Below are 10,849 nucleotides of genomic sequence, written 5' to 3'. Positions count from 1 at the left end.
CTCAACCCAGGTGGACCAGAGCCTCCGTTCCTGAGGCCCGCAGCCTGTCTCAAATCATCTGACGACGGACAACCCGCGCCTGCGCGGATCGACCCCGCTCAAGGCTGCGCCGTGAACTCCCCCGTCCCGACGACCCCGCTCCTCGCGGTGGACGACCTCTCGGTGCGGCTGCCGCCCGGCGCCGACCGGACCCACGCCCTGGCGGGCGTCAGCCTGAGTCTGGCGGCCGACGAGATCCTGTGCGTGGTGGGGGAGAGCGGCTCGGGCAAGACGGTGCTCGCCAACACGGTGATGCGCTTACTGCCTCCGGGTGTCACGCCCGAGCGCGGCCGCGTCGTCTTCCGCGGACGCGACCTCCTGGCGGCGCCCGAGCCCGAGATTCGGCGCATCCGGGGGGTCGGGATCGGCATGATCTTCCAAGAGCCGATGACGGCGCTCAACCCCCTGCGCCGGGCGGGCGATCAGGTCGCCGAGGTCTTCCGCATCCACACGCCGCTCGGTCGTCAGGAGATCCGGGCCCGCACCCTGGCGCTCCTCGCCGAGGTGCGCCTGCCCGACCCCGAGGCGGCGCTCCGGGCCTACCCGCACGAATTGTCGGGCGGCCAGCGCCAGCGGGTGATGATCGCGATGGCGCTGGCCCTGGAGCCGGCCCTGCTCATCGCCGACGAGCCGACCACCGCCCTCGACGTGACCACGCAGGGGCGCATCCTGGCGCTCATCCGAGACATCCAGCGCCGGCGCGGTATGGGGGTCCTGTTCATCACCCACGATTTCGGGGTGGTGGCCGAAATCGCCGATCGGGTCGCCGTGATGCAGGCGGGGCGCCTCGTCGAGGCGGGTCCGGCCGAGGCGGTGCTCAACCGGCCGCGCGAGCCCTACACGCGGGCGCTTATTGCGGCGGTGCCGCCCCTCGCACCGCGGGCGCCGCGTGAGGCGGAGCGCGAGCCGCCGATCCTGACCCTCGCGGGGGTCTCGAAGACCTACCGCAACGGGGGCCTGCTGCCGGGGCGCCGACGGGTGACCCACGCGGTGCGGGACGTGAGTCTCGCCCTGCCGCGGGGCACGACCCTCGGCATCGTGGGCGAGAGCGGCTCGGGCAAGTCGACCCTGGCGCGCTGCGTCGTGCGCCTGCTCGACCCGGATTCCGGCGCGATTCGGCTGGGCGGCACCGACCTCGCCACGCTCTCCCGCCGGGCGATGCGCGCCGAGGCGCGGCGCGTCCAGATGGTGTTCCAAGACCCCTTCGCCTCCCTCAACCCGCGGCGCCGAGCCGGGGACCTCGTGGCGCAGGGGCCGATGCTCCAGGGTCTGTCCCGGTCGGCGGCGCTCGCGCGGGCGCGGGAGCTGTTCGGGCTCGTCGGGCTCGACCCGGCGGCGATGGACCGCTTCCCGCACGAGTTCTCCGGCGGGCAGCGCCAGCGCATCGGGCTCGCCCTGGCGCTCGCGCTCCAACCTGAGGTGCTGGTGGCCGACGAGCCGGTCTCGGCGCTAGACGTCTCGGTCCAGGCGCAGGTGCTGGCCCTGCTCGATTCCCTGCGCGCGCGCCTCGGCCTGTCGATGCTGTTCATCACCCACGACCTGCGGGTGGCGGGCCAGATCTGCGACGCGATCGCCGTGATGAAGGACGGCGCCGTGGTCGAGGCCGGCCCGACCGCCGCGGTCTTCGGCGACCCGCAGGCCGCCTACACCCGCGCGCTCCTGGAGGCCGTGCCAGGCCGGGCCTGGATCCCGGGCCGGCCGCAAGGCCGCGACGCCCCCGTGCCCACCGCCTAGAAAAATCCCCCAGGAGGTCTCGCCATGCCGCTCACCCTCGACCATGTCGTCATCGCGGTCGCCGACCTCGACAGAGCCTTCGCCGATTACGCGGCGCTCGGCTTCACGGTGATCCGCGGCGGCGAGCACCAGAACGGCATCACCCACAACGTGCTGGTGGTGATGCAGGACGGCTCGTACCTGGAGTTGATCGCCTTCAAGCGCCCGGATCCGAGGAACCGCTGGTCCGAGGTCTACCACCGGGCCGGCGAGGGCTTCCTCGACCACGCGCTCCTGCCCGGCGCCATCGAGGCGGACGTGGCGGCGGCGCAAGCCCGCGGGCTCGACATCGCAGACCCGGTGCCCGGCGGCCGCCACCGGCCGGACGGGGCGCGCCTCGACTGGAAGACCGCCCGGGCGCCCGGCTCCGACGTGCCGTTCCTGTGCGGCGACGTCACGCCCCGGGCCCTGAGGGTGCAGGAGGGCGACGTGCGCCGCCACGCGAATGGCGTCACCGGGATCGCGCGCCTCACTGTGGCGGTCCGCGACATCGAAGCCTCACGGGCGCGCTACGCGGCCTTGCTGGGCACAAGCGCCGACGCCCCGATCCGCGACGCAGAGGTGGCGGGCACCCCCGCCCGCACGGCGATGCTCCCTCTCGGCGGCGGCACCACCGTCACCCTGGCGAGCCCGGTTGGCGCCGAGGGCGCGCTCGCCCGGGCGCTCGCGGAACGCGGCGAAGGGCCGTTCGCGGTGGTGTTCCGGACCGCGCGCGCGGCGGGCGACCTCGACGTGGGTCTGAGCCACGGGGCGCGGCTGTCGGTCGTGGGGCCGGAGGAATGAGGATCCGTCCGCGACGATTGTGACGCACGGGATGCGGCCCTACCGCTCCCCCAGCGGCACGAAGAACCCGGTCGGCCCGAGCTCGTTGTCCTCGTGCGCCCGCATCCGCTCGACGTAGCGGTCGGCATCCGCCGCGAACAGGTCGCGCACGAGGGCATGAGCCAGTCGCGTCGCCCCGATGCCGAGACCCGGGATATCGCCAGCGAGCGCCCCATGGCTCAGGGTGACGCCCCAGTTGAAGACGTGGAGCCGGTTGAGGTCTGGGCAGGCGCCGGGCTCCCGCTCCAGGAGCTGCATGCCGTCGCCGAGATAGGGGAAGCTCGCCGCCTCCGTGTGCGCGGCGGCCTCGGCCGCAGACACCCGCTCCCCCCAGGTGAGGATCGCGTCCCGGAACGCCGCCAGTTCGGCGCGCCGCACGAGGTCGACCTCGAAGCCCGCCGCCACCACGGCGGCGTCGACCGGGTAGCGGCCGCGCGCCGTCTCGACCACCAGCCCGTCCGGCGCCTCGGAGACGCCCGTCCAGCCCTCGCCGAAGCGGATGGCGAAGCCCGGGTGGCGGGTGCAGCGCAGGACCGATTCGTGCGGCGGCGGCGTGCCCTCCGCCATCATGTAGGTCGTGATCAGCCAGCGCTGCCGGTCGTCGAGGGCGGCGTAGCCGCGCAGGAAGCCCGGGAAGGAGGCCCACTTGGACTTGTTCACCTGCGGGAAGTGGCGCCGGCGCACGAACAGGGTCACCGCGGAGACGCCGGCCTCCAGAGCGGCGGCGGCGTTGTCGACCGCGGAGGCCGAGGCGCCGAGCACCGCCACCCGGCCGCCGCGGAAGCGCGCGAAGTCGATCGGGTCGGAGGAGTGGAACAGCCGGCCGGACCTGTCGGCGCCGTAGGCCGGCATCCGCCGCCCGCCCGAGCCGTCCCGGCCGCAGGCCAGCACCACCTTGCGGGCGTGGACCGTCTCGGGTCCCGCCGGCCCCAAGAGGGCGGCGCCGACGAGCCCGCCCGCCGGCCACAGCCGTTCCAGCGCGGTGTCGTTCTCCACCGGGATGCCCGCAGTGTCCCGCACCCAGAGCAGGTAGCGCAGCCAATCGAGGCGCGGAATCTTGTAGAGGTCGCGCCACCCGACCTCGTCGGCTTGCGCCTCCCACCAAGCCCGGAAGGTCAGGGACGGGATCCCGAGATCCGGCCCCGTCAGGTGCTTGGGCGAGCGCAGGGTCTCCATGCGGGCGAAGGTGCCCCACGGCCCCTCCGCCCCTCGCGGGGCCCGGTCGACCACCCGGATGTTGGAGACGCCCTCCCGCAGGAGCGCGAAGGCGGCGGTCTGCCCGCACATGCCGGCGCCGACCACCAGCACGTCTAGGGTGGGCCGCCCGTCAGGCCCCTCGGCCGGGAGCGTCCAGGCCGCCGGCGGGTGGTTGAGGCGCGCGAGGTCGCGCCGCACCTCGGCCGCCAAGGTCTCCAAGCCCAGGTCGGCCAAGCGAGAGCCGTCCGGTCCCTTCACGGCCGCGTCGTCGTGGTGGATATCCATGCCCGATCCGTCCCGGAGGCACCCCATGCCCGAGTTGTCCTGCTTCTACAGCCTGTCGTCGCCCTGGGCCTATCTCGGGGGCGCGCGGCTCCAGGACATCGTGCGCCGCCACCGCGCCCGGCTGGTGCTGAAGCCGTTCGACTTCCAAGCGGTGGTGCCGCGGACCGGGGGCGTCCCGATCCGGACCCGGCCGCAGCCGCGACGCGATTATCATGCCGTCGAACTCGCGCGATGGCGCGACTACCTCGGGCTGCCTCTCAACGTGGCCCCGCGCCACTACCCGAGGGAGAACCCGCCCGAGGGATGGAACAAGCCCGCCGGCTACATGGTCATTGCTGCCCAGCAGGCCGGCCTCGACGCATTCCGCCTCTCGCACGCGATCCTGCGCGCCCTGTGGGCGGAGGAGCGCGATATCGCTGACCCAGGCGTGCGACAGGCGATCGCCGACGAGAACGGGTTGCCGGGCGCCGCCCTGCTCGCGGCCGAGGGCAGCGACCGTGTCCAGGCGGAGTACCGTGAGAACGGCCGGGAGGCAGAGCGCCTCGGCGTGTTCGGATCGCCCACGATGGTGCTCGACGGCGAGCTGTTCTGGGGGCAGGACCGTCTCGGCTTCGTCGACCGGGCGCTCGCCCGCCGGGCATTGGGGAGGCTGGGCTCGGCCGCGCCGAAAGCATGAGTTGCGGGCGATATACCGTGAGCTGGTTCCCTACGCCGCTCTGACGCAATCGTCGTCCGAGAGCGGTAATCGCCGAGACCGAAGGTCTGCTGTCGGGGTTTGAGCAGCCATTCCGGCGGCCTCGGCTGAAGGCCCGAAAGTGGCGCATTGCTGATGGTTGAACGGCGTGCATCCCGAGGCGGCAGCGGGTAGGAGGAGCGCTCCGCCGCTCTCACTCTTCCTGATGCGCAACCTCCTGAGCAGGCTCGGCCTGCGCTTCGAAGATCCCACAGACGAGCGCGCCTTCGTGGCGCGCTTCACACTCGACGACCTGCCCCGCACGCGGGCGGCGATGCTGCTCGGCGCATTCATCTACTGCGCCTTCGCCGTCTGGGATTGGATCCTCGACCCGGCGCACTGGATCGACACTCTGTTCCTTCGCCTCGCCGTCGCAGTCGTCGTGCTCCTGCCGGCCACCGTGGCGCTGAGCTGGCCCGCCGCGCGGCGCTGGGCCGAGGCGATCTACCTCGGCTACTGCGTCGTGCCCGGCTGCGTGCTCAGCCTGATCTACCTGCGGCTGGGACCCGGCTTCGACCATGCCGCCGCGGGCATGATCATCGTCATCCTGTTCGTCTCGACACTGCTGCCGCTGCGACTGCCCTCGCTCGCCGCCTTCTGCGGCCTGACGTGGCTCTGCTTCGCCGTGTGCGAGTCCTTCGCGGAGCATGAGCGGGCGGGCATGCGCTTCGTGAACAACTTCGAGATCGGCATGGCCTACGCACTCTCGCTCTACGCCGTCGGCGCGCGGGAGGTGCGGGCGCGGCGCCAATTCCAGACAGAGGAGGCGCTGCGGCGGGAGAAGGAGCGCTCAGAGGCGGCCCTGTCCGAGTTGCGCGAGGCGCAGGCCCATCTCGTGCAAGCCGAGAAGCTGGCGGCCCTCGGTCAGCTCGTGGCAGGGGTTGCGCACGAGATCAACACACCGATCGGCTTGGCGCTGACCATCTCGACGACGGCCGAAGGTGACCTGAAGCAGCTCCGGCGCGCCGTCGAATCGGGGCAGCTGCGCCGGTCGGACCTCACGCAAGGCCTGTCCCGGCTGAGCGAAGGCATGCGGCTGCTGTTCTCCAATCTGACACGGGCCGCCGACCTCGTGCACAGCTTCAAACAGGTCGCGGTCGACCAAGCCAACGAGGAGCGGCGGACCTTCGAGCTGAGCGGCTGGCTTGAGGATCTGATGAGCACGCTCGGGCCGCTCGTGCGCCGCAAGGGCCACGCGGTGCGGATCCGCTGTGAAGACGGGATCGTCCTCGACTCCCATCCCGGCGCGCTGGCGCAGGTGATCAGCAATCTGGCGCTCAACGCCATCGTGCACGGTTATCCAGATGGCCGAGCGGGTGTGCTCGATCTCACGGTGTCGCGCTCGGGAGACGATCATCTGTGCATCATCGTCACGGACGACGGTATCGGCATCGCGCCGGAAAACCTGGCGAAGGTGTTCGACCCGTTCTTCACCACGCGCCGCGACAAGGGCAGCACGGGGCTCGGCCTGCACATCGTGTTCAATCTCGTCGCCTCGCGCCTGCAAGGCCACATCGCGCTGTCGAGCCAAACAGGAGCGGGCGCCCGGTTCGTGATCACTCTGCCCTTGTCGCTCAGCCAGGAGCGCCTGGGCGGAGCAGCCCCCCAGATCGCTGTCGCAGGGCGCTCGGCAGCATCCGTTCAGGTCGGAACGGATGCTGCTCTAGGTTTCTGAGCTTGCGGCATTGTCTGCAACAGCCCGGCATCCGCTTCGGCGGAAGATGATTCTGGCCGCTGCAACGATTCCTGATGCTTCGTCCGAGCAGTGCGAAACGTAGGCTGGGCTCAAGGGCTGGCCGGCGCAGGAGTGCGCCTCCTCGGCACTGTGAAGCTTCGTGCGATCGTCTTCCGCCGGCCGGTCCCGCCTGAGCCAGTCGTCGTTCAGCATTCGGTCAGATTATGACGCGCAAAGTGCGCTTTAAGACATCGGGCTTGCGATCTTGCAAGTCATGATCTCAGACACGGAAACCAAGCGCAGCTTTGGTGGAGCGCGATAAGCGCATCCCTCCTCCGTGCGGGAGCAAACACTGACGCCCTCGCCGGCTCTGTCCGGCATTCACCGAACAGGCTTCGGGCCATTGGTGCTATGGGAGACCAGTATGACCAGACGATCATTGCCGCTGTTGGCCGCGCTCGCCTTCATGAGCGCGCTCCAGGTCGCACCCACCCTGTCTTCGAGCGCGCAAGCGTCACCGCTCAGCGGAGCTGCCGGCTTGGCGGCGCAGGCTGAACCCGGGACGCTGCAGCAGGTGCAGTACTGGAGGCACCGCCACCATCATCACTGGGGATATGGCCATCACCGGCGGCATTGGGGATGGGGTCATCACCATCATCACCGCCATTGGGGATGGGGCCACCGCCATCACTGGGGTCACCATCACCACCACCGCCGCCACTACTTCTGAGCGGCTGGCGGCTACGGCGCGCGGCTGTGCTGATGACCTCGGTGCAGCCGCGATCCCGCGCGGCATCGGCAACGGCTTTGACGGCATGAACACCTCGCCCACCGACAGATGATTCTTGAAGAATGACAGCATCCGAAGGATGCAAATCCTCCCCAGGCGGGGGCGGCGAGGGCATCTCGAGAGACTGACACCGAAGAGGCCCTCGCTCCTGAACAAGCCGCCATGCCGCCGGATCGGCGGCTACCGGTCCACCAGCGCGCCGTAGAGCAGGTTCTTGAACAGGAAGCGCGTCTTCTGGCGGGTGCTGGGTCCGGCCGAGAGGAAGATGCCCACGATCCCCTCCTTGCGGTCGACCGTGAAGCTCGTGCCGCCCGCGCCCGCCCACATCGCATCGCCCTTCGAGCCCGGGACCCAGGCGCCGCCCTCGTCGAGCCGCACGCCCCAGCCGAGACCGAAGCCGTAGCCAGGGCCCGTGGTCGGCGAGGGCGAGCCCTCAAGGCCCTGGAGGTGGTTCGACAGCATGAACTCGACCGATTCGCGCGACAGGATGCGCACGCCGTCGAGTTCGCCGCCATTCGCGACCATCTGGGCGAAACGGAAGTAGTCCCGCGCCGTCACGACCGCGCCTGCCCCGCCGTGAACGTAGCGCTTGCCGGGATCCTGCTCGCTGCGCGCGAGCTTCCACAGCCCGACCTTGAGCGGATCGCTGTCGTAGGCATCGGCGAACCGGGAGGCTTGATCCGGCCTGAGCTGGAAGCTGGTCTCGGTCATGCCGAGAGGCTTGAACAGCGTTTCCTCCAAGTGGAGGTCGAGGCGCTTGCCCGCCACTTTCTCGACCACGAGCCCGAGCACGTCCGTGGCGACCGAGTACTCCCAGCGCGTTCCCGGCTCGTAGGCGAGCGGGATCGCCGCGAGGCGCGTGACGAACTCCTCGTTGGACAGATCGGTGTCGAGGCTTTCGACATCGGCCTTCTCGTAGGCCTCCTTCATCTCGGGAAAGGGGGCGGTTCCCGCATAGGTGAAGCCGGCGGTGTGCCGGATCAGATCCCAGATCAGGATCGGACGTTTCGCCGGGACGGCGACCCGGCTCGTCCGGCCGCGCTCGTCGCGCACCTCGGTGTAGACCTTCATGTCCTTGAACGCGGGGAAGTACTGCGCGAGCGGGTCCCGCAGGCTGAGCCTGCCCTGCTCCATCAGCGCGATCGCGGCGACGGAGACGATCGGCTTGGTCATCGAGAAGCCGCGAAACACGGCGTTGCGGTCCATCGGCCGCGTCTTCGCCGAGTCGAGGAAGCCGTGCGCCTCGAAATGCACGACCTTGCCGTTGCGGGCGATCAGCGTCACCGCGCCCGGGATCGTTCCCTGCTCGATCTCCCGCTTGATGGCGGGCGCGATGCGCGCCAGCCGCTCGGTCGAGAAGCCCTCCTGGATCGGCGTCTCGTCGACGGCGTGGGCGAGCCCCGACCAGAGCAGGGGTGCGACCGTGAGCAGCGCAGCTCCGAGCCGCGCCGCACGCTTGGCGTTCCGCATGATGTCCGTCCTCCCTTTGGGGCGCAGCATACGGCACGCCGGTGCGGCAACGCCAGGACGACCGGGAGCCGCTTCAGAGTCTCGCGACACTTGGCTGGGCGCTGCGTGGGCGGGTGCCGGCCCGAAGGTGCAGCTCACGTCACAGCAGGTGCAGAACTTCGCGCTCGCGCTGCACGAGCTGACCACCAACGCCGTCGAGTACCGCGCCCTGAAGGGTGAGGCGGGCCGGCTCTCCGTGACTTGGACGCAGCTCCAGGATGAGAATGGTGACAAACGCTTGTCGCTCAGCTGGATCGAGAGCGGCGTGGCCGTGCCGTCGGAGAACGCGACACGGCGCAGCTACGGTCGCGAGCTGATCGAACGCGCGCTGGCCTATGCGCTGCAGGCCCGAACCGAGTACGTGCTGGGCGCGGACGGGGTGCGTTGCCGGATCGAGCTGCCGCTCGCCTAACCTGTCTTCAACCACCAGCACGCGCTGGCCGTCGCCCATCGGAAAGGCTTCGGTCTCAGGCCCGCTCGCCGGATCCTGATTCGGTTGAGGCGCGATCTCCGGCAGGTCGAGGGTGAAGGTGGTGCCCTCCACGGATCTCACGCTTGGCGGTTGCACGCTACCGCCAAGGTCCCGCTCTGGACGGCCGGTGCGCGCGCCAAGCGGGTGGCGACCGTCCGGGCCAGCTCCGCGGCATGGCCGCGGATGTCCGGCACAGCCGTGCATTCCCACAGGGTGCCGCGCAGGAGTGGACCGAGCGTCCAGAGCGGGCGATGGGCGCTGCCGTGCTGGTCGATCAGCGTGAAGTCGTCCGTTGCCGCGAGCCCGAGCCCAAGGGCGTCCGGCTGAATCAGCCCGTGCGCCATCAGGCGGCGCAGCAGCAGGTCGTCGGTGTCCGCGACCCGGCCGACGCCTGAGGCGTCGATGATGCGCTGGGCCTCGACGCGGGATGGGCCGGCGGCGCCGCGGCCGCGCAGCATGACCTCGGCGTAGCCGGAGCGATCGGCGATGGCGTCGATCCGGGCACGCAGCACCGTCAGCCGCCCCGCGCCGCGCTCGCGCTCGCAGAACTCGGCGGCGGGCGGCGCCATACGGTGGCGATGGACGTCCCAGAAAGACCGGACGTGACGCAGGAAGCGCCGCTGCTCGGTCGGAGGAAGGCCCCGCCAGAGATCGACGCTCACCCCGCGCAGGGCGTCGATGACGCTGCGCCAGTCGGCACCCGCGGAGCTCGCCCGCGCGGCCTCTGCGCGGAGGAACCGTAGCATCGTCGGCACGGAGCGGCGTGCCTCCGCGGGGAGGTCCGGCACCGGCCACGGCACGACCGGGGCGTGGGCCTGCGGCAGCAGGCCGTGACGGGAGACGGCCATGATCGCCCCCGCGAAACCCCGGTGGCGCAGGGCCGCCACCGTGTCGATCATCGTCAGCCCGGTGCCGATGATCAGGATCGGCCGATCGGCGGGCAGGTCCGCGAGCGGCGTCGGATCCCAGGGGCTGATCGCGTAGCGGCTGCGCGGCCCGCGCGGGCTGCGCAGGTTGCCGCAAGCCAGGACGGCGCCGGCGACCGTGCGGGTGCGCCCGCCCGCGAGGGTGAGGCGGAAGCCGTCGTCGCAGGGTGTGAGGTCCACCGCCTCGTCGTTCTCCAGGATGAGGCGGGGGGCGCCATCGGCGTCGGCCAGCGTGGAGACGAGGAGTTCGGTCAGATAGCGGCCGTAGAGGCCGCGCGCGGCGAACATGCCGGCCGGCGTCGTGCGGATGCTCGCCAGATCGTCCAGTCCGCAGCGCTCCAGCCATCGCTCGAAATGCCGGGGCTCATCCGGAAATGCGCTCATGTTGGCGGCGCGCACGTTGAGCAGGTGGTCGGTGTTGCTGGTGGCGTAGGCCAGCCCGCGGGCGAAGGCGTCGGCCTTCTCGCACAGGAGCACGGAACGCTCGGGCATGATGCGGCTCAGGTGAATGGCCGCCATGGTTCCGCTGAACCCCGCGCCGATCACGGCGACGGGCCGCAAGGTCGTCGGCATCCCGTTCGTCTCCAACCCGGCCCGTGTCCCGGTTGCCGCGCCCCCGAGGGGAGCG

At 70.9% G+C, this 10,849-nt stretch carries 9 protein-coding genes; 6 read left to right on the top strand and 3 right to left on the bottom strand.

Annotated elements, in window-relative coordinates:
• Window positions 1–111: 111 nt before the first annotated feature.
• The gene (locus tag ACKUB9_RS30285) at window positions 112–1,773 is read left to right on the top strand and encodes an ABC transporter ATP-binding protein (protein ID WP_407529795.1); all 1,662 of its coding nucleotides are present in this window, start codon (window positions 112–114) and stop codon (window positions 1,771–1,773) included.
• Between the two features lie 24 nt (window positions 1,774–1,797).
• Window positions 1,798–2,595, top strand: coding sequence for a VOC family protein (locus tag ACKUB9_RS30280; protein WP_407529793.1), 798 nt, complete (start codon window positions 1,798–1,800; stop codon window positions 2,593–2,595).
• A gap of 39 nt (window positions 2,596–2,634) precedes the next feature.
• Here the strand turns inward: ACKUB9_RS30280 and ACKUB9_RS30275 are convergent, their stop codons facing one another.
• On the bottom strand, window positions 2,635–4,116 hold the full coding sequence (locus ACKUB9_RS30275) for an FAD/NAD(P)-binding protein (RefSeq protein WP_407529790.1): 1,482 nt from the start codon (window positions 4,114–4,116) through the stop codon (window positions 2,635–2,637).
• A 25-nt stretch (window positions 4,117–4,141) separates the two neighbouring features.
• On the opposite strand from ACKUB9_RS30275, the gene ACKUB9_RS30270 reads away from it, so the two are divergent.
• The 3 genes from ACKUB9_RS30270 to ACKUB9_RS30260 all read left to right on the top strand — a co-directional run bounded on the left by ACKUB9_RS30270 (window position 4,142) and on the right by ACKUB9_RS30260 (window position 7,366).
• Entirely contained in the window at window positions 4,142–4,792 is a 651-nt protein-coding gene (locus ACKUB9_RS30270) for a 2-hydroxychromene-2-carboxylate isomerase (RefSeq protein WP_407529788.1), read from the top strand.
• 223 nt (window positions 4,793–5,015) lie between these two features.
• Window positions 5,016–6,524, top strand: a complete 1,509-nt coding sequence (locus ACKUB9_RS30265; RefSeq protein WP_407529799.1) for a sensor histidine kinase — start codon at window positions 5,016–5,018, stop codon at window positions 6,522–6,524.
• Between the two features lie 614 nt (window positions 6,525–7,138).
• Window positions 7,139–7,366, top strand: a complete 228-nt coding sequence (locus tag ACKUB9_RS30260) for a hypothetical protein (RefSeq protein ID WP_407529785.1) — start codon at window positions 7,139–7,141, stop codon at window positions 7,364–7,366.
• A gap of 128 nt (window positions 7,367–7,494) precedes the next feature.
• Here ACKUB9_RS30260 and ACKUB9_RS30255 read toward each other — a convergent pair whose 3' ends face one another.
• The gene (locus tag ACKUB9_RS30255; RefSeq protein WP_407529783.1) at window positions 7,495–8,784 is read right to left on the bottom strand and encodes a serine hydrolase domain-containing protein; all 1,290 of its coding nucleotides are present in this window, start codon (window positions 8,782–8,784) and stop codon (window positions 7,495–7,497) included.
• 148 nt (window positions 8,785–8,932) lie between these two features.
• Here ACKUB9_RS30255 and ACKUB9_RS30250 point away from each other — a divergent pair, with 148 nt between their 5' ends.
• Window positions 8,933–9,235, top strand: coding sequence for a hypothetical protein (locus tag ACKUB9_RS30250; protein ID WP_407529780.1), 303 nt, complete (start codon window positions 8,933–8,935; stop codon window positions 9,233–9,235).
• A gap of 137 nt (window positions 9,236–9,372) precedes the next feature.
• On the opposite strand, the gene ACKUB9_RS30245 is transcribed toward ACKUB9_RS30250, so the two are convergent.
• Window positions 9,373–10,794 carry an FAD/NAD(P)-binding protein gene (locus ACKUB9_RS30245; RefSeq protein ID WP_407529778.1) on the bottom strand — a complete coding sequence of 474 codons (1,422 nt, stop codon included), beginning with the start codon at window positions 10,792–10,794 and terminating at the stop codon, window positions 9,373–9,375.
• Window positions 10,795–10,849 lie beyond the last annotated feature (55 nt).

The sequence above is a fragment of the Methylobacterium oryzisoli genome (assembly GCF_046557895.1).
Classification (GTDB): domain Bacteria; phylum Pseudomonadota; class Alphaproteobacteria; order Rhizobiales; family Beijerinckiaceae; genus Methylobacterium; species Methylobacterium oryzisoli.
The sequence above is the reverse complement of the archived record's forward strand: the minus strand, read 5'-3'. Positions and strand labels throughout refer to the sequence as shown.

Coding starts and splice junctions, on each gene's coding strand:
- ACKUB9_RS30255 (WP_407529783.1), bottom strand. CDS start 8,784: ATGCGGAACGCCAAGCGTGCGGCGCGGCTCGGAGCTGCGCTGCTCACG.
- ACKUB9_RS30275 (WP_407529790.1), bottom strand. CDS start 4,116: ATGGATATCCACCACGACGACGCGGCCGTGAAGGGACCGGACGGCTCT.
- ACKUB9_RS30265 (WP_407529799.1), top strand. CDS start 5,016: ATGCGCAACCTCCTGAGCAGGCTCGGCCTGCGCTTCGAAGATCCCACA.
- ACKUB9_RS30280 (WP_407529793.1), top strand. CDS start 1,798: ATGCCGCTCACCCTCGACCATGTCGTCATCGCGGTCGCCGACCTCGAC.
- ACKUB9_RS30245 (WP_407529778.1), bottom strand. CDS start 10,794: ATGCCGACGACCTTGCGGCCCGTCGCCGTGATCGGCGCGGGGTTCAGC.
- ACKUB9_RS30270 (WP_407529788.1), top strand. CDS start 4,142: ATGCCCGAGTTGTCCTGCTTCTACAGCCTGTCGTCGCCCTGGGCCTAT.
- ACKUB9_RS30260 (WP_407529785.1), top strand. CDS start 7,139: ATGGCCATCACCGGCGGCATTGGGGATGGGGTCATCACCATCATCACC.